The organism is Cupriavidus taiwanensis (genome assembly GCF_900250075.1).
Taxonomy (GTDB): domain Bacteria; phylum Pseudomonadota; class Gammaproteobacteria; order Burkholderiales; family Burkholderiaceae; genus Cupriavidus; species Cupriavidus taiwanensis_C.
In genome coordinates, this window is the sequence record NZ_LT977071.1 from 454976 (window position 1) to 478766 (window position 23791).

Genomic DNA, 23791 nt, shown 5'->3' on the forward strand with positions numbered 1-23791 from the left:
GCCGTGCCGGCTTACTTGAAGGTCTCTAGGTACGCCAGCAGATCGGTGATCTGCTGATCGTCGCCCAGCCCCCAGAACCGCATCTTCGTGCCCGGCACCACCTTGCCGGGCGAGCGGACGAAGGCGCGCAGGGTGTCATGCGACCACACCACCTTCGACGCGCGCATTGCGTCCGAATACTGGAAATCCGTCGTGCTGCCCGCGGTGCGGCCAAAGATTCCGTTCAGTTGCGGACCAAAGCCCGCGCGCGCATTGCGCCCGACGTGGTGGCACGAGGCGCAGCGCGTGGCAAACAGCGCCTTGCCGGCCTGGAGATCGGCGGCGGCCATGGCGGCGGTGGGAATGGCGGTGAAAGCGGTCAGTGCCAGCAGGGTGGCGGCGGTACGGCGCATGAGCAGCTTGGAAGGAAAATGCCTGGACAACGGGTTGGGATGATACAGGCAAGGCCCGCGCGCCCCGCAGGCGCGGGGTTACACCACGTCACACTTGCAACACTTCGCGCGCCCCATATTACAGCCCGCGCCCCTACAGTGAGCCCATGTCCAACGCCCCTTGGGAGGCAGCCATGAAACGAATCATCGCAATGGCGGTAGCAGGCGGTGCAATGCTGGTGGCCAGCGCTGGTGCTTACGCCGGTGTGAATATCGATATCGGCATCGGCGTGCCTGGCGTGGTGGTGGCGCAGCCGGCGCCGGTCTACCATCCGGCTCCGGTCTATGCGCCGGCGCCAGTGTATGCGCCCGCTCCCGTGGCCTACGCACCGCGCCCGGTCGTGGTCGCGCCGCGGCCGGTGGTGGTGGCGCCGGTGCCGGTGCGCTACGACAATGACCGCGGCTATCGTCGTGCCTACTACCGCGGCCATTACCGCGATGGGTACCGCGACGGCTACCACGACCACCGCCGCGAATGGCGTGGGCGCGAGTGGGAGCATCGCCATGGCGACCACGACGACCACGGCCGCGGCCACGGACGCCGCTGGGACTGAGCCCCGCCATGACGCGGCGGGCGGGCGCGCGGCCACCGGCTGAAGCGTCCGCCTGCAAGGATTCGCCAGTCACGCTACCCTGTCGGCAATTTCCAATCCGGGCCGGGGCCATGGACTCGCCCCGGCCATGCCCAGGAGCAGCCATGCCGCAACCCCTCAAGATCGACTTCGTCTCCGACATCGCCTGCCCCTGGTGTGCCATCGGCCTGTCTTCGCTGCAACTGGCGCTGCAGCGCGTGGGCGATGCGGTCGACGCCGAGATCGTCGTGCATCCGTTCGAGCTGAATCCCGGCATGCGCCCCGAGGGCGAAGCCATCGTCGACTATCTCGGCCGCAAGTACGGCCGCACCCCGGCGCAGATCGCCGAAACCCAGGCGATGATCCGCGACCGCGGCGCCGCCGTGGGCTTTGCCTTTGGCCCGCGCACCCATGTCTACAACACCTTCGACGCCCACCGCCTGCTGCACTGGGCCGGGCTGGAAGGCAAGCAGCTGCCGCTGAAGCAGGCGCTGCTGCGCGCCTACCATGCGGACGGCAAGGACCCCAGCAACCATGACGTGCTGGTCGACGCGGCCCAGTCCGTCGGCCTGGATGCCGCCGCGGCACACAAGGTGCTGGCGGGCGGCGACTATGCCGACGCGGTGCGCGCGGAAATCGAGGAATACCAGCGCATGGGCATCCAGTCGGTGCCGTCGATCATCTTCAACGACCGCTACCTGGTGACCGGCGGCCAGCCGGTGGAGGCCTTCGAGCAGGCCATCCGCGACATTGCAGCGGAAGCGCAGCAGGCGCAAGGCTAGCCTATTGCCTTGCCCGCCAATGCAAGTGGCCCGCCCGGTACCCCGGGCGGACCACTCTGCTTTCGGCGCACTAATCGTTCAGCGCGCCGCGGGCTTCATCCCCACGGTGACGGCATCGGCCGCGCGCGGCCTGCGCGTGGCCAGCCCCAGCACCACCTGCCATGCGAACGACACCGCGCCGACGATAAACACCACGTCGCCGAAGGTGCGCACCCAGCGCAGCGTTTGCAGGATGGGCTGCTGCATGAAGGCTTCGCTGCGCGCGTACCAGGTGCCATGCTCGACGCTGGCCAGGAACTGGATAATGCCGATCGGCAGCAGGCTGGTGCCGATCATCAGCACCAGGCCGAGGTTCAGGCCCCAGAAGGCGGTCTTCATCAGCGTGGGGCTGAGACGGTAAGCCGGCCGTACATAGCGCAGCACCAGCAGCGTGAAACCGAGCGCCAGGAAGCCATAGACCCCGAACAGCGCGGCATGGGCATGGACTGGCGTGGTGTTCTGGCCCTGGATGTAGTACAGCGCGATCGGCGGGTTGATCATGAAGCCGAACACGCCCGCGCCCAGCATGTTCCAGAACGCCACCGCGACAAAGCACATCAGTGGCCACTTCAGGTCGGCCATCCACGGCGCGCGCCGCTTCAGGCTCCAGTTCTCCCACGCTTCATGGCCCAGCACGATCAGCGGCACCACTTCCAGCGCACTGAACGCGGCGCCCACCGCCATCACCGGCGTGGTGGTGCCGGCGAAGTACAGGTGATGGAAGGTCCCGGGAATCCCGCCCAGCATGAACAGCGACGCCGACGCCAGGCTGGCCGCGGTGGCCATCGGGCGCGACACCAGCCCCAGCGTGGAGAAGATGAAGGCCAGCGCCGTGGTCGCGAAGACCTCGAAGAAGCCCTCGACCCACAGGTGCACCACCCACCAGCGCCAGTACTCCATCACCGTCAGGCTGGTGCGTTCGCCATAGGCCAGGCCCGCGCCATAGAACAGGCCGATCGCCACCACCGACGAGGTCAGCAGCGCCAGCAGGTTGCGGTCGGTGCCGCGCGCGCGCAGCGCCGGCAGGATGCCGCGCATCATCAGCACCAGCCAGATCAGGATGCCGGCGAACTTGCCGATCTGCCACAGCCGGCCCAGGTCGACATACTCATAGCCCTGGTGGCCCAGCCAGAAGTTCAGGTGCGGCGGCAGCTTCTGCGCGATCGCCAGGTAGTTGCCGGCGAACGAGCCCACCACCACGACCACCAGCGCCCAGAACAGGACATCGACGCCCAGGCGCTGGAACTTCGGGTCCTTGCCGCCGTTGATCAGCGGCGCCAGGAACAGCCCCGCGGCGAGGAAGCCGGTGGCGATCCAGAACAGCGCGCTCTGGATATGCCAGGTGCGCACCAGCGCGTACGGAAACCACTGCGACACGTCGATGCCGTAGAACTTCTGGCCTTCGACGGTGTAGTGCGCGGTGAAGCCGCCCAGGAACACCTGGAACACGAACAACGCCACCACCAGGAACAGGTATTTACCCAGCGCGCGTTGCGACGGCGTCAGCGCCACCGACAGCAGCGGGTCGCGCGCCGGCGCCTGCGGCGGCGTTTCCTCCTGGCCGCGCAGGAAGGCCCACGCCCACACCAGGAAGCCGACGCCGGCCAGCAGCACCACCACGCTGATCACCGACCACACCACGTTTTCGCTGGTGGGCTGGTTGCCGATCAGCGGCTCGTGCGGCCAGTTGTTGGTGTAGGTGGCCTCATGGCCCGGGCGCGCGGTCGATGCGGCCCACGCGGTCCAGAAAAAGAAGTGCGTCAGCTGCTGGCGGCGCTCGGCACTCGGCAGCGTGTTCTCCTTCATCGCGTAGTGCTCGCGCGTGGTGTGCAGCGCCGGCGCGTCAGAGAAAAGCTGGTCGTAGTAGGCGGCGGTGTCGGCGATGGCTTGTGCGCGGCGCTTAGACACGGTCAGCACGTTGCTGTCCGCATCGGTGGCATTGCCGCGGTACTCGGCGCGCAATTGCTCGCGCAAGGCGGCTTGCGCCGGCGCGTCTAGCTGCGCGAACGAGCGGCCGTGGCCGTCGCGCGCGGCCAGCTCCAGCCACGCGGTCAGTTCGCGGTGCAGCCAGTCGGCGGTCCAGTCCGGCGCCTGGTAGGCGCCGTGGCCCCAGATCGAGCCGAGCTGCATGCCGCCGACGGACTGCCATGCGGTCTGGCCGTCGAGGATGTCGTCGCCGCTGAACAGCGTGCGGCCCTCGGCCGTGACCACCTTGGCCGGGATGGGCGGGGCCTGCCGGTACACCTCGACGCCGTAGTAGCCGAGCAGGGAGAAAGTGACCGCCAGCACGGCGATCAGCAGGAACCAGAGTTTGCGGTAGGGACCCATGATGCGAAGTCGTTGAGGGTGATGTCGGGCGGGCTCAGGCGTGCGCCGGGCAGCCGCAGCCGTTGGCCGGCGGGATGGCGGAAGCGGTGGCCGCCGCGGTTTCGAACAGCACGTTGTTTTCCAGGTGGATGTGTTCCATCAGGTCTTCGCGCAGCGCGCGCAGGCCCAGGTAGAGCGCGCGCCAGGTATTGCAGGCCGCGCGCGGCAGCGTGATGTCGTCGGTCAGCTCGGCCAGCCGCTGCAGGGCCACGCCGTGGTCGTCGTGCTCGGCGCGCATCACGGCGATCGGGCGGCTCGCGGCGGCATGCAGGCCGCGCAGCAGCATCGGGAACAGCACCTGCTCTTCCTTCTGCATGTGCGATTCCAGCTCGCCCAGCATCTCGCTCAGGTGGTCGGCCAGGCCCAGCGGGCACTCCGGCCGGTCGCCGTGGACTTGCTCGACGCGCCGCGCCAGGCGGATCAGCTCGGGCAACTGCTCGCGATGGCGGGCGTGGAAGCGCACCAGGATATGCTCGATCAATGCCGGCGGCGCGGCCCTGTTCCAGTCCTGCGCAGAGGGATCCGCGTCGTTCTGCAGCGCTTGCAGCTGTGCTGCGATGGCGGCCACGGCAGCGGCATCGAGCCCCTTCTGCTGCGCGGCGTCGCGCAGGCTCTGCTTGCCGCCGCAGCAGAAGTCCAGACCGTGGTCGTGGAAAATGCGGGTGGCGCCGGGGATCTGGCGGGCCAGCTGGCCCAGCGAATGGTCTTGCAACGTCATGGCGGTTTCTCCGTGTGGATGTGGTGACCGCAAGACATACGCGAGCAGCGTGCCAGTTAAAAACCCCCTGGAATCAAGGTCTTGGAAAACACAGGGTATTAACTACCTTATACTTGTCACGGTATTAAGTACCCTTTACGGTGTTTTCCACCATGATTCCTGCCACCGTCATGTATCCCGACCTGCTGGCCGACCTCGTCATCGACCTGCCGCACGCGGTGCGCCTGCAGCGGCTGGTCAGCGCGTTGCGCACGCATTTCCGCTGCGGCGCGGTGGCGCTGCTGCGGCTGGAGGAAGACCACCTGCGCCCGGTGGCGGTCGACGGCCTGGTGCGCGACGCGCTGGGCCGGCGCTTTGCGGTGGGCCTGCATCCGCGCCTGGCCGCGATCCTGGCGCGCCGCGGCGTGACCTGCTTCCATCACGACAGCATGCTGCCGGACCCGTACGATGGCCTGATCGACGAGCATGTGGGCGAGCCGCTGCCGGTGCATGACTGCATGGGCACCCGGCTGGAAGTGGACGGCCAGCCGTGGGGCGTGCTGACGCTGGATGCGCTGACGGTCGGCACCTTCGACGGCGCGGCCCAGGCCGAATTGCAGCGGCTGACGGTGATCGTCGAGGCCGCCGTCCGCACCACCCGGCTCGAGGGCGAGATCCGCGCGCTGCAGCTTGCGCGCGGCACCCCCGAGTCCGAGGAAGGCATGGCCCCGCACGACATCGGCGCCGAGATCATCGGCCAGAGCGAGGCCATCGCCAACTTGCTGCATGAACTGGAAGTGGTGGCCGACACCGACCTGCCGGTGCTGCTGCTGGGCGAGACCGGCGTGGGCAAGGAGCTGTTCGCGCACCGCCTGCACCGCCAGTCGCGCCGGCGCGCGCAGCCGCTGGTGCATGTCAACTGCGCCGCGCTGCCCGAGTCGCTGGCCGAAAGCGAGCTGTTCGGCCATGCGCGCGGCGCCTTCTCCGGCGCCACCGGCGAGCGCCCGGGGCGCTTCGAGGCCGCCGACGGCGGCACCCTGTTTCTCGACGAGGTGGGCGAACTGCCGCTGGCGATCCAGGCCAAGCTGCTGCGCACGCTGCAGAACGGCGAGATCCAGCGGCTGGGCTCGGACCGCCCGCGCCGCGTCAACGTGCGCGTGATCGCCGCCACCAACCGCAACCTGCGCGAGCATGTGCGCGACGGCTCGTTCCGCGCCGACCTGTACCACCGCCTGTCGGTGTACCCGATCCCGATCCCGCCGCTGCGCGAGCGTGGCAACGACGTGCTGCTGCTGGCGGGGCGCTTTCTCGAGCTGAACCGTGCCCGCCTGGGCCTGCGCAGCCTGCGGCTGTCGGGCGGCGCACAGGACGCGCTGCGACACTACCGCTGGCCCGGCAACGTGCGCGAGCTGGAACACGTGATCAGCCGCGCCGCGCTGCGCGCGGTCAGCCGCGGCGCGGGCCGCAATGACATCGTGACGCTGGAGCCGGAACTGCTCGACCTCGACGGCCTGGAGTTGCCGACCGCCACGCACGCCGGCACCGGCGCGGCCAGCCCGCCCGCCGCGTCGGCGCCGGCCGCAGGCATCACCCTGCGCGACGCCGTCGAGCACACCCAGCGTGCCTGCATCGCGCAGGCCCTGCGCGACCACGGCGGCAACTGGGCGCAGGCGGCGCGCCAGCTCGGCATCGACGCCAGCAACCTGCACAAGCTGGCCAGGCGGCTGGGTTGCAAGTGAACCCGGTCCGGCTCCGGGGCCGCGGCGGCATGGCAAGTCGCGCCATTACCGCATAAGCTGATCCGGATGCCCAAACAGGGCGCCATCGTCGTGTGCAGCAACTGCCGCCCACTGCGCGCACGGCCCGCCACTGGAGAATCCCCGTGATGATGACCGCAACGCAAGTCTTCTGGCCGCCGGTGTTCTGGCCCTTTCCCGCCGTCTACGCCGGCGCCCCGCAGCTGGGGGCCATGCAGGCCGACCTGGCCGGGATCTGGCACCGCATGGCCGAACTCAACCTGGACTTCACCCGCACCCTGTTCGAGAACATCCAGTTCGACGCCATGGGCACGATGATGGAGCCCGACCCAGAATCCCGCTACGCGCGCGAGATCGCCAGCGAGCTGCCGCTGCTCGGCGGTTCGCTGCATTACGCCTCGGCCATGCTGGAGCTGTATGCCCGTGCCCAGCAGAAGTGGATCGACGGCTGGGGCCACCTGCTGACGCGCGGCATGGGGTTCGAGTGGCCGGGCCTGCAGCAGGATGTCGTCGACATCCCGTTCTGGCTGGTGCGGGACACCCCGAGGCAGGCCTGAGCGGGTCCTGATCCCGCCAGGGCGCGCTTGACCGGGCGGCGGCCGCGCGGCCGCTGTTGCATCGGCGCACCCGCCGCCAAGCCAGCGGTGGCGCCCGGTATCATGCTGGCTGACGAGATCGCGGAGCGCACGCAACCGGCGTGCGCCTGGCCGGGCGGCGGCACCCATGCCCGGGTCTCGAAGACGCGCGCCGCCTTCAATGCCCTCATATTCGCTGGTTCTCCTGCTTACCGTCGCCGTGGTTGCCTGCATCGGCATGGCCATCGCCACCTGGCCGCGGCGCGACGATCCGACCGTGCAGGCCTTCCTGGTGCTGGCCGCCGGCGCGGCCACCTGGAGCGGCGGCCGCCTGCTCGAGATCAGCTCGACCGACCTGGAGGGACGCATCCTGTGGGCCAAGATCCAGTACCTCGGCATCGTCGCGGTGCCGATAGGCTGGCTGGTGGCGATGGTGCACCTGAGCCGCCCGCGCTACGTGGTGCCCTGGTCGCGGCTGTGGCTGCCGGTGCTGGCGGCGGTGGTCACGGTGGTGATGGTCTTTACCAACGAGCGCCACGGGCTGGTGTGGCCGCGCATTACGCTGATGCCACCCGGCGTGCTGCCCGGCGCGGTGTTCGACCATGGCATCGGCTATGCCGTGGTGGCGGCGTGGTCGTACCTGCTGCTGGCGCTGAGCCTGTATTTCCTGGTCACGGCCGAGGTCCCCAACGGCGCCTTGTCGCGCCGCGGGCGCGCCATCCTGGGCGGGGGCCTGGCCTTGCCACTGGTGGCCAATGTCGCCTATCTCAACCGCTGGACCGGGCCGCTGGGCGGCGACCTGACCCCGGCGACGTTTTCGCTGATGGCGGCGCTGGTGTGGTTCTGCGGGCTGCGCACGCACCTGGACGATATCGGCCACTACGCGCGGCTGCGCGTGTTCGATGCGCTCGGCGAAGGCTGCGTCATCGTCGACGGCCATGGCACCATCGTCGAATTCAATCCCGCCGCCGCGCAGCTGTGGCCGGCGCTGCGTCGCGGCGACCCGCTGCCCGCCGGCTGGGACACTGCACTGCGGCCTTCTCCCGCAAACGCTGAGGCACACGCCGCGGACAGTGTTGCCATGCCCTTCGTGCCGCCCGGCGCGCCGTTCGAGCTGACCGGCGAACGCGTCGCCCGGCTGGACGGCAGGCAGATCGGCAGCCTGCTGTTCCTGCGCGACATCAGCCGCTTCCAGTCGCGCGAGCTGGCGCTGAGCGCGCGGCTGGGCCAGACCGAGGAACAGTTGTGGCAGGTCCAGGCGGACCTGGACATCGACGCACTGACCGGCATCCGCAACCGCCGCTACTTCCAGCGCGAATCGATCGCCGCCGTGACGCGCGCGTGCGAGCGCGGCCAGCCGCTTGGGTTGCTGATCCTGGACGTGGACCAGTTCAAGCAATACAACGACCTGCATGGCCACATGGCCGGCGACGATTGCCTGCGGCAGATCGCCGGCGCCCTCAGCGGCGTGCTGCACGGCGAGCAGTTCTGCGCGCGCCTGGGCGGCGAAGAGTTCGCCGCGGTGCTGCCCGGCGCGAGCCGCGATGAAACCCGCGAGCTGGCGCGCCGCATGGTGGCCGCGGTGCGCGACCTGGGCATTGCGCATCAGGGCACGCCAGTGCAGCCGGTGGTGACGATCAGCGTGGGCGCGGTCTGGGCCGTGCCCGAAACGCCGCGGCTGGAGCCGCTGCTGCACCGCGCCGACAGCGCGATGTATCGCGCCAAGCGCGCCGGGCGCAACCGCTTCATGCTGGACGGCGAGGCCTGAGCCGCGCTCAGGATGCGGCGCCGACCCGTCCCGCGGTGGCGCCATGCAGCGCCACCAGCCGCGCCGCGGCCTGGCTGACCCACGCCGGCCGCGGCGCCGCATCGAGCCAGTACTTGACCTCCAGCCCCAGCGCAGTGTCGCCGCTGATGACCAGCCGGCGCTGGAAGAACAGGGTGTCGGTGTCGGCCTCGCCGCCCAGCAGGCGCAGGTAGTCCACGGCGCAGGCACGCAGCGTCAGCGCGGGCTCGGCGTCGGTGCTGCCGGCGCGGAAGCGCCCGCCTTCGCAGCGGAACGGCACGGCCAGCTCCAGGTCCTGCACCGTCAGCAGGAAGGCATGCCCATCCAGTGCCGCGGGCGGCTCCAGCCAGCCGGCGCGGCGCGCCAGCTCCAGCGCGGCCACCAGCGGCAGCGCCCGCGCGCGTGCCGGCAGGCGCCGGTGCACGCCCGCCATCAGCTTGTGCAGCGCGCTCATGCCGGGGCCTCCCAGGCGATGCCGGCGCGGCCGTGCCAGTAGCCGTTGCATGGCTGGGCACCGGCCGGCGCGATGCCGCTGGCGGCCGGCGGTCGTTGCCCGGCGCGGATCGCCGCCAACTGCTGCACCACCGCAAGCGTGCCCGACGAATGCGGGCTGACGCGCAGCATCCCCACGCCCATTCGCGCCATCGCCAGCGTCTCGGCGCACAGGTCAAGGCAGGTGGCGCTCTGCGTCTGCACCCCGTTCAGCGTGAAGAACGCCTGCCCTTCGCCGGTCGCGGCGACCAGGCCATCGGGATAGTCCATGCAGCGGAATTCGCAGCTGTCCTTGCGCAGGCGATGATGGCGCGCGGTAAAGCAGCGCGCCGAGAACGCCAGCGGCAGGCGGCCCCAGACCAAGGCTTCGAGCTGCATGCCGGCGGGCCGCGCCGCCGCCAGCGCGGCCAGCGTGGTGCCGTCCATTTCCACCGGCGCGACACAGCCCACCGCGCCCAGGCTGGCCAGCCACGCCAGCGTATCGGCATGGTAGGCATTCAGATGCGGGCCGCCGAGGAAGGGCCGCCCGCCCATGCAACGCACCGCGCCGGGATCGTTGGCCTCGACCAGGTAGTCGTCCTGCGCGCACACGCGCCGCATCCAGGCGATATCGGTGTCGGACTCGACCAGCACCGGCGTGGACAGCACCACTTCCTTGCCGGCATCGCGCAGCATCTGCGCAATCTCCAGCCATTGCGCATGGCGGATTTCATGGCGGCGGGTGCAGACGGTTTCGCCCAGGTAGACGCGGTCGACCGGCGCGTCGGCGACCGACGCATAGAACTGCAGCACGGCCTCGCGCGGCCAGTAGTACAGCAGCGGACCGAGGGCGATGCCGAAGCCGGGCATCGCGGCGGCGTGCGGCATCGCGGCCGCGGCGGTGTGTGGCATGGAAAGCTCCATCGTGGCCGGCAGGTCCGGCATGTCCGGATACAGGCAGGTGGGTGTCATGGTGTCAGCGCCAGGGGCGGTCGTAGGCGCCCTGCGTAACCTGGTCGCCTTCGGCATGGCGTCCCAGCGTGCCCTGCCACTCCTGGCGCGGCGCGAAGCGCGCCGGATCGGCGCAGGCGGCGTCGATCGCCGCGCGCAGCACGCCGACCACGTCGCCGACATAGCGCGGGCTGCGCTGGCGCCCTTCGATCTTGATCGCGGCAATGCCCATGTCGATCAGCGCCGGCAGCAGCGACAGCGCATTCAGGCTGGTGGGCTCCTCCAGCACGTAGCCGCGCTCGCCCTCGACCTCGAAGCGGCCCTTGCACAGCGTCGGATAGCCGGCCGGCTCGCCGGGCGCGTAGCTGTCGATCAGGATGCCCGACAGCCGTGCCTGCATGGTGCCGTCCTGCTCGGTCCAGCGCACCGCATGCGCGGGCGAGCACACCCCCTTGTTGTTGGGCGAATCGCCGGTGGCATACGACGACAGCAGGCAGCGCCCCTCGGCCATCACGCACAGGCTGCCGAAGCCGAACACCTCCAGCTCGACGCTGGTCTGGCGCGCCAGCTTGCCGATCTGCGCCAGCGACAGCACGCGCGGCAGCACCACGCGGCGGATATTGAAGCGCTCGCGCATCAGCTCGATGGCATCGGCATGCGTGGCCGAGCCCTGCACCGACAAGTGCAGCCGCAGGTCCGGATGGCGCGCGCAGGCATAGCCCATCAGGCCCGCGTCGGCCATGATCACGGCATCGGCGCCCAGGTCCGCGGCCGCATCGACGGCGCGGTGCCACTGCGCCACCGCGCCCATCTGCGCAAAGGTGTTGATGGCGAACAGCACCTCGGCGCCGCGCGCATGGGCTTCGGCCACGCCGGTGCGGATGTCGGCCTCGGTGAAATTCAGGCCGCCGAAGTTGCGCGCGTTGGTGGCATCGCGCAGGCCCAGGTAGACCGCGTCGGCGCCGTGCTGCAAGGCCACGCGCAGCGCCGCCAGCGAGCCGGCGGGCGCAACCAGTTGCGGGCGGCGCGGCGCGCACGCGGCGGCCGAAGGCGAGTCGGAGCGGGCGGGAGTGGAACAGGTCATCGGAGATGGCGCCGGCGGCGGCGCGGGGGAAGGAAGACAGCGGCCGATGCTAGCCAAGCGCCCGCGGCAGGGGCTTGACCGTGCGCAAACCCACGCCAACGGCACCCTGGCCGCGACGGGCTATGCCGGTCGGCGTAGGCCGATGGCAGGCCACCCGGCCACGCTTGACCTGCGGCAAACGCGGGCCCGTGCCGCTGTGCCACGCTTGCGCGTCATCCCCGCGCCGGGGCCGCCGTGCGGCCCGGCGTCCATCCCCTTCCGGAGACCCGTTTATGAATCACCCCTGGCTCAAGCTGGGCGGCCGCCGCCTGCTGCCGATCGTGCAGGGCGGCATGGGCATCGGCATCTCGGCCCACCGGCTGGCCGGCGCCGTCGCGCGCGAGAACGGCGTCGGCACCATCGCCAGCATCGACCTGCGCCACCACCACCCCGACCTGATGGCACGCACCCGCGGCAGCCGCGGCAGCCTTGGCAAGCCAGCCATCGAAGCCGCCAACCTCGAGGCGCTGGACCGCGAGATCCGCGCCGCGCGCAACGTCTCCGAGGGCCGCGGCCTGATCGCCGTCAACGTGATGAAGGCGGTCGGCTCGCACGCTGCCCTGGTGCGGCAGGCCTGCGAAAGCGGCGCCGATGCCATCGTCATGGGCGCCGGGCTGCCGCTGGACCTGCCCGAACTGACCGCCGGCCATCCCAGGGTGGCATTGATCCCGATCCTGTCCGAAGCGCGCGGCATCGGCCTGGTGCTGCGCCGCTGGATGAAGAAGGGCCGGCTGCCCGACGCCATCGTGGTCGAACACCCGGCGCACGCCGGCGGCCACCTGGGTGCCGCCACCATCCAGGACCTGTCCGAGCCGCGCTTCTCGTTCTCGCGCGTGCTGGGCGAATGCCGCGAACTGTTCGCGCAGCTGGGCCTGGCCTGGGACAGCATCCCGCTGATCCTGGCGGGCGGCATCGACAGCCACGCCAAGGTGCGTCACTGGCTCGGCGAAGGCGCCGCCGCGGTGCAGCTCGGCACGGCCTTCGCCGTGACCGAGGAATGCGATGCCCATCCGGCCTTCAAGCAAGTGCTGGCCACCGCGCGGCCCGAAACCCTGCGCGAATTCACCAGCGTGGCCGGCCTGCCCGCGCGCGCGGTGCTGACGCCATGGCTGCAGCGCTACCTGTCGAGCGAAGCGCGCCTGCAGCGCCGCGCCCGCGTGCGCGAATGCCTGGAAGGATTCGATTGCCTGCAGGCCTGCGGGCTGCGCGACGGCATTGCACGGATCGGCCAGTTCTGCATCGACCTGAAGCTCGCGCAGGCGGTGCGCGGCGACGTGGAGCGCGGCCTGTTCTTCCGCGGCCGCGGCGCGCTGCCGTTCGGCGAGGCCATCCGCCCGGTGGCGGAGCTGATGCACTATCTGCTGACGGGGGAGAAGCCGGCCGGGCTGACACCGGCGGCCGGCTGACCGTTTGTGTGCTCCCTCTCCTGCTTGCGGGAGAGGGTTGGGGGTGAGGGCGAGAGCATCGACGAAGTAAAGGCTGTCGCTATTGCCACCGCCTGCCCTCACCCCCGCCCCTCTCCCGCAGGCGGGAGAGGGGAGCAAACCGGCGGCACGCCCATCCCCTCCACAACACGCGGCGGCAACCCTCCACACCTGCGCATCCGCCGCATGCAGCGCAGCGCCGCCAGCAATTGCCATCCCAGCCATGCATTGGCCCCCGCCAGCAGCAGCCCGCCGACGCGGGCCAGCAACGCCGGCGCCAGCGGCAGCGCCAGCAGCACCGCGTAGGCCGCCAGCAGCAGCCACCCCTGCCCGCGCTGACTGCCCGGCGCGATGATCGCCTGCATCGCCGGCACGCGCGCCCTGGGCGGCAACACCCGGCGCAGGTGCAGCCATACCAGGAACGGCACGATCTTGCCCAGCATCGCCGTCACCGGCAGCACGCCCACGCCGACCAGCGCCATCGTGCCGGCCCACCACGCCAGCGGCAGCGCCGCCGCGGGCAGGACCACCGCCGCCGCTCCCAGCACCGCCGCGCCGAGCATGCTGGCGCATGCCACCGGCCACAACGGCCACAGCGGATCGTGGCGCCGCCGCGCGCGCAGCGTGCCGGCGAGCCCGCATGCCCCCAGCACCGCCACGAACGACAGCCACACCACCAGCGCGGCCCGTGCCAGCACCGGCTCCCGTGGCCACAGCACCAGCGCGGCGCTGAACACCGCCAGCGGCGCCCAATGACCCAGCGGCAGCCAGCGCGCCAGCGCCGCCGGCGCGCGCGGCGTCTGCCAGAACATCGGCAGCACCGTGGCCGCGACCCCGCTGACCAGCGCCGCCAGCCAGCCGCCCAGTGCCCACGCCATATGCAGGCCAAGCGCCTGCGCCACCGGCACGCGCCACAGCCCGCCCAAGGTACCCGCCAGCGCGATGCCGGCGACCACCGCCACCATCAGCGGCGCGCCGATGCCGGCCAGCGTGCGCGTGGTGGCGTCCACCGCGGCCACGCGCCGGCCCGCGGCAAGCAGCGCCGCGCCCGCCAGCAGCAGCACCGCGCCCAGGGCAGCCGCAACCCGCAACGCCGCCGGCTCACCGCGCAGCAAGCCGAAACCGAGCGCAGCCGCGACCGCCGCGCCGGTCGCGGCCATCAACGGCGCCAGCCGCCCGGCACCAGGAACGTCCACGCGCGCCACCACCGGCATCATCTGGAACAGCGCCCCGACCATCACTGGCAGCAGCATGCCCAGCGCCAGCGCATGCACCCCAGCCAGCGCCAGCGGCGCGAAGCGATCGGGCAGACCGGTCGCCGGCCCCGCAGCCAGCAGCAGCCCCGCGGCCGCGCCCAGCCACGGCGCCGGCATCAGGCACCCGAACACCAGCGCAGGCCGCGGCGCGCGCGCGTAGTCGAGATCCGCGCCTTTCATGCGCGCCCCGTGGCGTGACGGCGGTGACGCATGCGTGCGCCGATTGAAGTGGATACGGCCATCGCTTCTTCTCTCCAGTCCCGGACGAAATGCCCGATGCTAGGGCGCAACGCCGTGCAGGGACTTGACCGGGACCAAGTCCGGCGCGGGCTTTACATATCACGGTGTGATGGAAACCGCCCTGGCGCCACACGCCCTGCACGCGATGCGCCGCTGCGGGCACATACTCGCGCCAAAGCCGGGTTTCCTTGATCTGGCGCAGGTAGCCCAGCCTGTCGCGCGGAGAAAATCGCTTCCGACTCCTTGCGTGACCCCTGGTAGCCCCCGATACCACCATGTCAGATACCGATCCTCCTGCCGCCTCCGCCACGGCGGCATCCGCGTTGCCCGCGCTGCGGCACCGACTTTCCACGCGCATCATCTCGCTGTCGCTGGCCGTGCTGCTGGTGGTGCTGGGCATGATCTCCGGCACGCTGTGGCTGTCCTGGAAGCTGGAAGGCGCCGGCGCCGCCATCAACGATGCCGGCAGCCTGCGCATGCGCGCCAACCGCGTGGCGATCGAGCTGGCGCTGGCGCACGCGGGCCGCGCCAATGACCTGCCCGCGCAGGTGCAGGCGCTCAACGCCACCCTGGCGCTGCTGAAGAAAGGCGACGCGGCGCGGCCGCTGTTCCTGCCGGACGAGCCCGCCATCCATACGCAGATGACCCGCGTCACCCATGACTGGCAACAGCGGCTAAGACCGCTGGCCGTGGCCGGCGCATCGCCCGCCGCATACATTGCCGCGCTGCCGGGTTTTGTCGCGCAGGCCGACCGCCTGGTCGTCATGATCGAACACGACAGCGCGCGCAAGACCGACCTGCTGCGCCTGTCGCAGACCGCGCTGGCGCTGATGGCCTGCATCGGCACGGTCGCCGTGATCTACCTGCTCTACCTGTGGATCATCCTGCCGGTGCTGCGGCTGCAGGACGGTCTGCGGCGCATGGCCGCGCGCGAATTCTCGCTGCGCCTGCCGGTGGAAAGCCGCGACGAGTTCGGCACCCTCAGCGAAGGCTTCAACCGCATGGCGGGCGAGCTGCAGGGCCTGTACCACGACCTCGAAGCACGCGTGGCGCAGAAGACCGCCGAGCTGGAGCGCCACAACCGCGACCTGGAAACGCTGTACGAGATGGCCGCCTTCCTCAACCAGGCAGCCGACGCCGAAGCCATGGCACAAGGCTTCCTGGCGCGGGTGATGCGCCAGTTCGATGCCGATGGCGGCAGCGTGCGCGTGCTCGACAGCCGCCACGGCCGCATGCACCTGCTGGCCGCCGCGGGCCTGCCGGCGGCGCTGGCCGAGGCCGATTCCTGCGCCTCGGCCGACGGCTGCCATTGCGGCGATGCCACGCGCGAGGCCGTGATCGCCATCGTCGACTTGCGCGGCGCGGCGCGTGCCGGCGCGGCCGACGAAACGCCGTGCGGCCGCGACGGCTTCCAGTCGCTGGCGGCGTTCCGCATCGAAAGCCAGCGCGGCGCCACCGGCATGTTCGCGCTGCACTTCCGCGCGCCGCGTAAGCTGCCGCCGTCGGACCGGCAACTGCTCCAGACGCTGGCGCAGCACCTGGGCACGGCGCTGGAACACCTGCGCCTGTCCGCCACCGCGCGCCAGCTGGCGGTGGTGGAAGAGCGCAACCTGGTGGCGCAGGGACTGCACGACAGCATCGCGCAGGGGCTGAACTACCTGAACCTGCAGGTCCAGCTGCTGGACGACGCGGTCGCGCGCGACGACCTGGCCGAGACCCGCGAACTGGTGCCGATGCTGCGCCATGGCGTGGAAGAGAGCTACCAGGACGTGCGCGAGCTGCTTAACAATTTCCGCTCGCGCCTGGGCACCGGCGAGCTGCGCCCGGCGGTGGAAGAGACCGTCGGGCGCTTTCGCCGGCAATGCCGCACCGAGGCCACGCTGGCCATCGACGAACGCGGCGGCGCCTGGCCGCTGTCGCCCGAGCAGCAGCTGCAGGTGCTGTTCATCCTGCAGGAGGCGCTTTCCAACGTGCGCAAGCACGCCATGGCGGCGCACGTGGCGGTGGCGCTCAGCCATGGCCGCGACTTCCGCCTGGTGGTGCAGGACGACGGCGAAGGCTTCGATCCCGACGAACTGACCACCCGCGCCGACGCGCATATCGGCCTGAGCATCATGCGCGAACGCGCCGCGCGGCTGGGGGCACAGCTGCACGTGCAGGCCAGCCCCGGCAGCGGCGTGCGCATCGAACTGGTGCTGCCCGCCGGCAGCCAGGGCGCCGCGCGGCGCGACCGCAGCGCCAGGCCCATCACCAGCCTTAGCCGCCTGCCCCTCCCGAGCGAGACCCAGCCATGACCATCCGCATCCTGCTGATCGACGACCACACCCTGTTCCGCTCGGGCATCCGCGCGCTGCTGCAGCGCCAGCCCGACTTCGAAATCGTCGACGAAGCCGCCGACGGCGTGGAAGGCATCAAGCGCGCCAAGCAGCACCGCCCCGACGTGATCCTGCTCGACCTGAACATGCCGGGCCTGTCCGGGCTCGAAGCGCTGCAGCTGCTGGTCGAGGACCTGCCCCAGACCGCGGTGATCGTGCTGACGGTGTCCGAGGAGGCCGAGGAGCTGGCCGCTGCGCTGCGCGGCGGCGCGCGCGGCTACCTGATCAAGAACATCGAGACCGAGGCGCTGATCGCCGCCATCCGCCGCGCCGCCGCCGGCGAGCCGGTGATCTCCGACAGCATGACCGCCAAGCTGGTGGCCCAGTTCCGCGCGCCCGCGCCCGTGGCCGCCCCGCGCCAGGAAGAAGCGCCGCGGCTGACCGCGCGCGAGCGCGAGATCGTGCAGGGCCTGGCCCGCGGCGAAAGCAACAAGGAGATCGCGCGCGACCTGGGCGTGGCCGAAAGCACGGTGAAGATCCACGTGCAGAACATCCTGAAGAAGCTGAACCTGGCCAGCCGGGTGCAGGTGGCGGTCTATGCGGTGGAACACGGGCTGAACACGGCCTGAACACTGCCCGCGCAGGCCGCGCGGGTCGCCTTGCCCGCACTTGGGCGTCGTCCGATTCCTACATCGATATCAGTCCCTGCCCGGAGGGATGCCCGCACCCCTTGTTCTACGCTGAACGGTAAGCGGATGGCTCTGCGGAGCCGCCTCGGAGTCGGAAGCCGCGCGGCTTCCCCGATCCACGAACAAGGAGCACGCCATGGGCATCGGCACCATCCTTCTGATCATCCTCGTCCTGCTGCTGATCGGCGCCCTGCCGGCCTGGCCGTACAGTTCCGGCTGGGGCTACTGGCCGAGCGGCGGCCTGGGACTGATCGTCCTGATCGTGGTGCTGCTGGTGGTGCTGGGCCGGATCTAGCGCCCGGCAGGCAGCGCACCGCGGCACGGAGCGCGCAAGCCGGTTGCGTGCCGGCCGCGCTTGTCGCGGCCGCGCCTGGCACCTATAACGAAGCGCGGGCACGCGCGACAGCGTGCGCCCGGTCCTTTCAACCTTTTCACCTTTCGCAAGGAGACTCAGATGCCAGCAAAATCCAAGGCGCAACAGCAGGCCGCCGGTGCGGCGCTCTCCGCAAAGCGCGGCGAAAAGAAGGCCGGTTCGCTGAAGGGACCTTCCCGCTCGATGTACAAGTCGATGAGCGAGAAGGAACTCGACAAGATGGCTTCGACCAAGACCAAGGGCATGCCGAAGCACAAGTCGGAACGTTGACCGGTAGGCAACGGCCTTGCACATGAGGCCGGGCCGCGCTGCCGGCGCGGCGGCATACCAGCACAGGGCAGGCACACGCCTGCCCTGTTGCTATCCGGCCCTGCCGTTCTTGCCCTTGCCGGTCTTCACCGGCTTCGCCGGTTTGCCGGTCTTCCCCTCCAGCGGTCCACCGCAATATCCCGGCAGGCGCCTGGCGCGAGGACTGCGTGCAAGCTTGATCGATTCCGCCAGCGCCAGCCCGAACCCCGCAATGCTGTCCAGGTCCTGCTCCACCCGCTTGCGCAGGAAGCCGGCCCAGCAGAAGTCGCCGTAGGCGCTGTCCGGCTTGCGGTACGCGCCCGCTTCGCGGGCAAAGGCGGCCAGGCTGCGGTACGGGTCGTCGCGCATGCTGCGCACGGTCGAGGGCAAGGCCTTCTGCCCCTTGCGCTTGCCGTGTTCATCGTAGGGATGGACATGGCCCAGCTCGCGCATGCGCTTCCAGAACGCGGCGCCGTCCAGATCGCTGAAGTCTGCCAGCACCCGCACCGGCGCCAGCTGGTAGCCGAGGTCCAGCCACGCGCGCGCCCAGTGGTGGTGGTCGACGATATAAAGCTCTCCGCCCGGCCCTGCCACGGTCTTGATGCGATGCCGGCGCATGAAGCGCTGCAGCACCTCGCGGTCTTCCGGATCGGCGTGGCGCTGCGTGACTTCCATCTTGTGGTGGACGTGGATGTAGCCGAGCGTCAGCTGCGTCGGACGCAGCCGCGCCAGTTCGGCCACGGCCTTGCCGCGCGGGCAGCGCGGCACCACCACCGGCGCGACGAGGGGCTCGGCGCCGGGGGCCGGCTCGGCGGGGCGTTCAGTCGTGTTCGGCACGTTTCTGGTTGACGAAGTGCTCGAGCTCGCTGCCGGGGTCTTCGTTGCCGGTGCTCTCCTCGGCGGTGGCGTCGCTGGCCAGCGGCCGCGGCCAGTATTCGCCCTCGCCCTCGCGCACCGGCTCGCCGTGCCGGGCCGGATCGAAATCGGTCCACTGCCCACATTCCCAGGTGCCCTGCGCGCGCTCGAGCTGGCTGGCGCCGGTTTCGCGCAGCACGTCGATGACCACCGAACCCAGCCCGTTGTTGACGCACGCGGCCAGCATGACGTTGTCGGCCCGCTGCTGCGCGGCGGTGTCGTCGTCCTGCTGTTCCCTGGCAGGGTCCTGCACTGACACGATGGATACCTCCCACACCGAGAAGCCGCGCGCGAACAAGGTGCGCGCGGCATCCTCTGCGCTGGCGAGCGAATCGAAACGTCCCGCGATGATCGATGACATGATGCCTCCCAGAGATTGGCGATGGCGGCAGGCTGATCTCACCTGCATTGCAAGAGCCACGCCCGCGCAGGATCTGCACGGCACGGCAGGCGGCGGGACCGCTGCATGCAATATTTGCAAACGCGGCGCCGAACTACATGCACGCGCATGGCGCAAGCCCGCTCGCTCATCCGTTCACGACCTCGCCGCCATTGATGTGCAGGATCTGCCCGGTGATATAGCTGGCCGCATCCGAGGCCAGAAACACATAGCCCCCGGCGACCTCGAACGGTTGCCCCGGGCGGCCCATGGGCGTCTTCTTGCCGAATTGCGCCACTTCCTCGGGGCTGAAGGTGGACGGAATCAGCGGCGTCCAGATCGGGCCCGGAGCCACGCCGTTGACGCGGATGCCGCGCTCCACCACCTGCAGCGCCAGCGAGCGCGTGAACGACACGATCGCGCCCTTGGTCGCGGAATAGTCGAGCAGGTGCTTGCTGCCGCGATAGGCGGTGACCGAAGTGGTGTTCAGGATCGACGCACCGGCCTTCAGGTGGGGCAGCACCGCGCGCGTCAGGTGGAACATCGCAAACACGTTGGTGCGGAAGGTGGCCTCGACCTGGCTGGCCTCGACTTCCTCGAGCGATTCCTTGGGATGCTGCTCGGCGGCATTGTTGACCAGGATGTCGAGCTTGCCGTACTGCTGCAGCGTCTGCCGCGCGACCGCCTCGGCGTGGTCGCAGTCGGCGAGGTCGCCGGCGATGGCCAGGCATTTGCGGCCGGCCTGCTCGACCAGGTTGACGGTCTCGCGCGCGTCCGCATGTTCGTTCAGGTAAGCGATGGCGACATCGGCGCCTTCGCGCGCAAACGCCACCGCAATGGCGCGGCCGATGCCGCTGTCGCCGCCGGTGACCAGCGCGACACGACCGTTGAGCCGGCCGCTGCCGACATAATCGTCCGCGCCGCTGTCCGGCTGCGGGCGCATCGGGGCTTCCAGGCCCGGCTGGCGCGACTGGTGCTGGGGCGGGACGCTCTTGGGTGTGGACATGGCAGTGTCTCCTGTCGGGATTGGCCGCGCCATGCGACGCCGGCGTGACGGCGCGCCGCGGCAATGCAAGATGCCAGGGTGGCGCGCAAGTTCCATGCCGCAAAGCGCAAGGCGCGGGCGCCCGCATGCCGGCGGCGCGGCGGCGCCGGCCCGGCGGTGCTGCCCGTAACCCTTACATCGCACGGCAAACCTTACAGCGCGCGCGTATGCGGCACTGCGCCGGCTCGTCTGCACGCCGGGGCACGGATTTTGCGGCTTTCTCCATATTCGAAACGTCAACGGCTTCCGGCGCCTGCCGCACATGCCTGCGGGCAGTGCCGGCGCGCGGGGCCTCACCGCCAGGAGGCAGATATGTTCAACTTCCGCAATGACCGCGGCAGCCGCGGCCGGCCCGAAGCGCAACGCCGCGAACGCGGACCCGAGCAAAGGATGCGCGATGAGAGCGAGGGGCGCGGCTCGGAGGACTGGGGGCAGGAATGGGGCGAGGACTGGCGCGGCGAAAGCAGCTCGCGCCGGGGCGAGTATGGTGGCCAGGGCTATGAAAGCCGCCAGCGCTGGGAAGAAAGCCGCCGCGACCAGGATCGCGACGAGCGCCGTCAGGAACAGCGCAACGAAAGCCGCGGCCAGGGCCGCAACATGGGCAGCGAGCGCGAATCCTCGCGCCACGGCGGCCCGTGGTATCAGCAGGACACGCCCGCCGGCCAGCGCCGCGGCAGCTGGGGCGAGAGCGGCTATGGCGCCGCCGATGTCGGCGGCAGCGGCCATCCGTATAGCAGCGCCTATGGCGGCTACCGGCCGCCGCAGCAGGACAGCGGCTACCGCAGCCAGGAACGCGAATCGGGCTACGGCTATCGCGACGAAGACCGTTTCGGTCCGCGCGGGCGCCGCAGCGAATCCAGCGGCGAGCGCTATGAGCGCGACGAACGCAGCGAACGCAATCAGCGCGGCCAGGGCGGCTGGGGCTCGGAGCGCGGCCGCAGCGAAGGCGGTCGTGCCATGCACTGGCAGGAAGGCAGCGAACGCGACCGCGACCAGCGGGGCGGACAGCCCAGCTACGGCGGCGGCTACTTTGGCGATTCGGGTCGCGGCGGCCAGTCGTTCAGCGGCGGGCAGCGCGTCTACCCGGACGACCCCGGCTACCGCCGCCGCACGCCGTTCGCCGGCCAGGCCAGCGCCTCCGGCACGCAGGGCGGGCAGCATGCCGGCCGCCGCGCCACCGGCCCCAAGGGCTACCGGCGCTCTGACGAGCGCGTGCGCGAGGATGTGTGCGAACGCCTGGCGATGAACCCGTATATCGACGTCGGCGAAGTCAGCGTCGAGGTAGCTAATGGGGTCGTGACGCTGGACGGCACCGTCAGCGAGCGCCGCGAGAAATACGTGGTCGAGGAGATCGCCGATGCGGTGTTCGGCGTCACCGAGGTTAACAACCGCCTGCGCGTGCAGCGCCAGCAAGGCAGTTCGTGGGCGGCAGGCTCCGAGGTGGGCGGCGACACCTCGACCGGCAGCAGCGACACGGCGTCGGCGGGCGGCACTTCGCCGGACCGCACGCTCAACAAGAGCTGAGCCTTGCCCTCCGGCCAGGCCCCCGCGCACACGGCGCCCGCCCCGCGGCGGGCGCCGCGCAAGCTGGCGCCCGACAGCAAGCTGATGGTGCCGCTGGACGCGCTGCGTCCCACCCAGATCACGGTGGGCGGCTACCACGTGGCGCAGAAGATCCACGTCACGCGCCGCATTGCGCCCGAGGCGCGCGCGGCGTTCCTGGACCGGCACCGCGTGCACCTGGTAATCGGACCGGAGCAGACGCTCTATGTGGTCGACCATCACCACTGGGTGCGCGCCTGGCATGACCTGGGACTGACCCATGTGCCCGGCCTCGTGCGTGCCGACCTCAGCGACATGGACGTGTCTGCGTTCTGGCGCCACATGGTCGCCAATCACCTGGTCCATCCTTACGACGAGCATGGGCGCCGGCGGCCCCTGACCGAACTCCCCGAGGCCATCCACGATATGCGCGACGACCCCTACCGCAGCCTGGAGGCCTTCGTGCAGCTGGCGGGCGGCTATCGCAAGGTCAAGACCGCCTACCCAGATTTCCGCTGGGCAGACTTCTTCCGGCGCCACGTGCCGGGACCGTTCGACACGCCGCATCACTTTGCCTTTGCGGTGGCGAGCGCGTTCAAACTGGCGCACTCGCGCGAGGCCAAGGACCTGCCTGGCTATATCGGCGCCCTGGGTTGCTGAGCGCCCGGCCGCGGACGATTAACCGCTATTGCCTTTCTTGCCGTTGGCTGGCTGGGACTGCCCTGCCGCCAGCAATTGCAGCAGCCGCGCCTCGTCCGCGCGCAGCCGCGTCATGGCGGGCGCGCGCCCGCGCGCCTGCAGCACGCCGGCCAGGTAGGCATCGATGACGTCGGGGTGCACATAGCATTTGCGGCACACCGCGACGGTGTTGCGCAGCTGGTTCGCGACCTCGCGGATGGCATCGGTCACCGCCTTGCGGCGCGCAGTCTCGCTGGACGCTTCCGGCAGCTTGCGCAGGATCGCCAGCGCATGCACGCTGCCGGCCCAGGTGCGGAAGTCCTTGGCGGTAAAGTCCCCGCCGGTCACTTCCTGCAGGTAGGCGTTGACATCGGCCGAGCCGATTTCGCGGATCTCGCCGTCGCTGTCACGGTACTTGAACAGGCACTGGCCCGGCAGGTCGGCGCAGTTGCGCACGATGCGCGCGAGGCGCGGGTCGTTGACCGAGACGTCGTGCGTGATGCCGCTCTTGCCCGTGAACTGGAAACGCAGCCGGCTGCCGCGCACGGTCACGTGGCGCCGCCGCAGCGTGGTCAGGCCGTAGGTGCGGTTCTGGCGCGCGTAGCGCGGCGAGCCGACGCGCACCAGCGTGGCGTCGAGCAGCAGCACCACCGCGCCCACCACCTTCTCGCGCGGCATGCCGTTGCGGCGCAGGTCGCGCGCCACGCGCGCGCGCAGGCGCGGCAGCGCGGCGCCGAACGCCGCCAGCCGCGCGTACTTGTCGGTGTCGCGCAGCGTGGCCCATTGCGGGTGGTAGACGTACTGCTTGCGCCCGCGCGCATCGCGCCCGGTGGCCTGCAAGTGGCCGTGCGGATCGGGGCAGATCCACACCGACTCATAGGCCGGCGGGATCGCCAGTGCCGCGATGCGCGCCAGCGTGGCGGCATCGCTCACGCGCTTGCCGTCCGGGCCCGTATAACTGAAGCCGCTGCCGTGGCGCCGGCGCGTGATGCCCGGGCTGCCGTCGTCGACATAGCGCAGCCCCGCTTCGCGCAGCACCGTGTCGAGCGCGGCGGAGGCTTCGGTGGCGGGCAGCGTGCTGTCCATGGGCGCGCGA

General features: G+C 70.6%; 23 protein-coding genes. 11 read left to right on the forward strand and 12 right to left on the reverse strand.

Annotation, left to right across the window (positions count from 1 at the left end; translation table 11 throughout):
- Nucleotides 1-11 precede the first annotated feature (11 nt).
- Both CBM2588_RS18535 and CBM2588_RS31570 read right to left on the reverse strand, forming a co-directional pair.
- A complete protein-coding gene (locus CBM2588_RS18535) occupies nucleotides 12-392 on the reverse strand; it encodes a c-type cytochrome (RefSeq protein ID WP_115681889.1) in 381 nt (126 codons plus the stop codon).
- Nucleotides 359-937 carry a hypothetical protein gene (locus CBM2588_RS31570; RefSeq protein ID WP_368666648.1) on the reverse strand — a complete coding sequence of 193 codons (579 nt, stop codon included), beginning with the start codon at nucleotides 935-937 and terminating at the stop codon, nucleotides 359-361. The genes CBM2588_RS18535 and CBM2588_RS31570 overlap by 34 nt, the downstream gene beginning before the upstream one ends.
- 191 nt (nucleotides 938-1128) lie before the next feature.
- Between CBM2588_RS31570 and CBM2588_RS18545 the strand changes: the two genes are divergently transcribed.
- On the forward strand, nucleotides 1129-1785 hold the full coding sequence (locus CBM2588_RS18545; RefSeq protein ID WP_115681891.1) for a DsbA family oxidoreductase: 657 nt from the start codon (nucleotides 1129-1131) through the stop codon (nucleotides 1783-1785).
- Between the two features lie 78 nt (nucleotides 1786-1863).
- Here the strand turns inward: CBM2588_RS18545 and CBM2588_RS18550 are convergent, their stop codons facing one another.
- Entirely contained in the window at nucleotides 1864-4152 is a 2289-nt protein-coding gene (locus tag CBM2588_RS18550) for a nitric-oxide reductase large subunit (RefSeq protein WP_115681892.1), read from the reverse strand.
- A gap of 34 nt (nucleotides 4153-4186) precedes the next feature.
- A complete protein-coding gene (gene ytfE, locus CBM2588_RS18555; protein WP_115681893.1) occupies nucleotides 4187-4909 on the reverse strand; it encodes an iron-sulfur cluster repair protein YtfE in 723 nt (240 codons plus the stop codon).
- Nucleotides 4910-5061: 152 nt separating this feature from the next.
- On the opposite strand from ytfE, the gene norR reads away from it, so the two are divergent.
- The 3 genes from norR (at nucleotide 5062) to CBM2588_RS18570 (ending at nucleotide 8988) form a co-directional block, all read left to right on the forward strand.
- Nucleotides 5062-6627 (forward strand): nitric oxide reductase transcriptional regulator NorR, encoded by a 1566-nt coding sequence (gene norR, locus CBM2588_RS18560; protein ID WP_439897452.1) that lies wholly within the window; start codon nucleotides 5062-5064, stop codon nucleotides 6625-6627.
- Between the two features lie 146 nt (nucleotides 6628-6773).
- Nucleotides 6774-7202: a polyhydroxyalkanoate granule-associated phasin gene (locus CBM2588_RS18565; RefSeq protein WP_115681895.1), complete on the forward strand. Its 429-nt coding sequence runs from the start codon at nucleotides 6774-6776 to the stop codon at nucleotides 7200-7202.
- A gap of 199 nt (nucleotides 7203-7401) precedes the next feature.
- Entirely contained in the window at nucleotides 7402-8988 is a 1587-nt protein-coding gene (locus tag CBM2588_RS18570; RefSeq protein WP_115681896.1) for a histidine kinase N-terminal 7TM domain-containing protein, read from the forward strand.
- A 7-nt stretch (nucleotides 8989-8995) separates the two neighbouring features.
- On the opposite strand, the gene ubiT is transcribed toward CBM2588_RS18570, so the two are convergent.
- The 3 genes from ubiT to ubiU all read right to left on the reverse strand — a co-directional run bounded on the left by ubiT (nucleotide 8996) and on the right by ubiU (nucleotide 11512).
- Nucleotides 8996-9460 carry a ubiquinone anaerobic biosynthesis accessory factor UbiT gene (gene ubiT, locus CBM2588_RS18575; protein WP_115681897.1) on the reverse strand — a complete coding sequence of 155 codons (465 nt, stop codon included), beginning with the start codon at nucleotides 9458-9460 and terminating at the stop codon, nucleotides 8996-8998.
- Nucleotides 9457-10389: a U32 family peptidase gene (locus tag CBM2588_RS18580; protein WP_115683650.1), complete on the reverse strand. Its 933-nt coding sequence runs from the start codon at nucleotides 10387-10389 to the stop codon at nucleotides 9457-9459. The genes ubiT and CBM2588_RS18580 overlap by 4 nt, the downstream gene beginning before the upstream one ends.
- A 64-nt stretch (nucleotides 10390-10453) precedes the next feature.
- Nucleotides 10454-11512: a ubiquinone anaerobic biosynthesis protein UbiU gene (ubiU, locus tag CBM2588_RS18585; protein WP_231942200.1), complete on the reverse strand. Its 1059-nt coding sequence runs from the start codon at nucleotides 11510-11512 to the stop codon at nucleotides 10454-10456.
- 272 nt (nucleotides 11513-11784) lie between these two features.
- On the opposite strand from ubiU, the gene CBM2588_RS18590 reads away from it, so the two are divergent.
- Complete coding sequence (locus CBM2588_RS18590; RefSeq protein ID WP_115681898.1) at nucleotides 11785-12957, forward strand: NAD(P)H-dependent flavin oxidoreductase; 1173 nt, start codon at nucleotides 11785-11787, stop codon at nucleotides 12955-12957.
- 98 nt (nucleotides 12958-13055) lie between these two features.
- On the opposite strand, the gene CBM2588_RS18595 is transcribed toward CBM2588_RS18590, so the two are convergent.
- Nucleotides 13056-14411: a hypothetical protein gene (locus CBM2588_RS18595; protein WP_115681899.1), complete on the reverse strand. Its 1356-nt coding sequence runs from the start codon at nucleotides 14409-14411 to the stop codon at nucleotides 13056-13058.
- Nucleotides 14412-14746: 335 nt separating this feature from the next.
- Between CBM2588_RS18595 and CBM2588_RS18600 the strand changes: the two genes are divergently transcribed.
- The 4 genes from CBM2588_RS18600 to CBM2588_RS18615 all read left to right on the forward strand — a co-directional run bounded on the left by CBM2588_RS18600 (nucleotide 14747) and on the right by CBM2588_RS18615 (nucleotide 18118).
- Nucleotides 14747-16765, forward strand: coding sequence for a type IV pili methyl-accepting chemotaxis transducer N-terminal domain-containing protein (locus CBM2588_RS18600; RefSeq protein ID WP_115681900.1), 2019 nt, complete (start codon nucleotides 14747-14749; stop codon nucleotides 16763-16765).
- Nucleotides 16762-17415 (forward strand): response regulator, encoded by a 654-nt coding sequence (locus tag CBM2588_RS18605; protein WP_115681901.1) that lies wholly within the window; start codon nucleotides 16762-16764, stop codon nucleotides 17413-17415. The genes CBM2588_RS18600 and CBM2588_RS18605 overlap by 4 nt, the downstream gene beginning before the upstream one ends.
- Before the next feature lie 196 nt (nucleotides 17416-17611).
- Nucleotides 17612-17770 (forward strand): DUF3309 family protein, encoded by a 159-nt coding sequence (locus tag CBM2588_RS18610; protein ID WP_012356889.1) that lies wholly within the window; start codon nucleotides 17612-17614, stop codon nucleotides 17768-17770.
- A gap of 159 nt (nucleotides 17771-17929) precedes the next feature.
- On the forward strand, nucleotides 17930-18118 hold the full coding sequence (locus tag CBM2588_RS18615) for a DUF3008 family protein (protein ID WP_012356890.1): 189 nt from the start codon (nucleotides 17930-17932) through the stop codon (nucleotides 18116-18118).
- Nucleotides 18119-18208: 90 nt separating this feature from the next.
- On the opposite strand, the gene CBM2588_RS18620 is transcribed toward CBM2588_RS18615, so the two are convergent.
- The 3 genes from CBM2588_RS18620 to CBM2588_RS18630 form a co-directional block, all read right to left on the reverse strand.
- Nucleotides 18209-18973, reverse strand: coding sequence for a ParB-like protein (locus CBM2588_RS18620; protein WP_115681902.1), 765 nt, complete (start codon nucleotides 18971-18973; stop codon nucleotides 18209-18211).
- Nucleotides 18957-19412, reverse strand: a complete 456-nt coding sequence (locus tag CBM2588_RS18625) for a hypothetical protein (RefSeq protein ID WP_115681903.1) — start codon at nucleotides 19410-19412, stop codon at nucleotides 18957-18959. The genes CBM2588_RS18620 and CBM2588_RS18625 overlap by 17 nt, the downstream gene beginning before the upstream one ends.
- A gap of 166 nt (nucleotides 19413-19578) precedes the next feature.
- Nucleotides 19579-20436, reverse strand: a complete 858-nt coding sequence (locus CBM2588_RS18630) for an SDR family oxidoreductase (protein WP_115681904.1) — start codon at nucleotides 20434-20436, stop codon at nucleotides 19579-19581.
- 351 nt (nucleotides 20437-20787) lie between these two features.
- On the opposite strand from CBM2588_RS18630, the gene CBM2588_RS18635 reads away from it, so the two are divergent.
- Entirely contained in the window at nucleotides 20788-21999 is a 1212-nt protein-coding gene (locus CBM2588_RS18635; RefSeq protein ID WP_115681905.1) for a BON domain-containing protein, read from the forward strand.
- Nucleotides 22000-22002: 3 nt separating this feature from the next.
- On the forward strand, nucleotides 22003-22677 hold the full coding sequence (locus CBM2588_RS18640; RefSeq protein ID WP_172583634.1) for a ParB-like protein: 675 nt from the start codon (nucleotides 22003-22005) through the stop codon (nucleotides 22675-22677).
- Nucleotides 22678-22695: 18 nt separating this feature from the next.
- On the opposite strand, the gene CBM2588_RS18645 is transcribed toward CBM2588_RS18640, so the two are convergent.
- Nucleotides 22696-23781 carry a DNA topoisomerase IB gene (locus tag CBM2588_RS18645; RefSeq protein ID WP_115681906.1) on the reverse strand — a complete coding sequence of 362 codons (1086 nt, stop codon included), beginning with the start codon at nucleotides 23779-23781 and terminating at the stop codon, nucleotides 22696-22698.
- Nucleotides 23782-23791 lie beyond the last annotated feature (10 nt).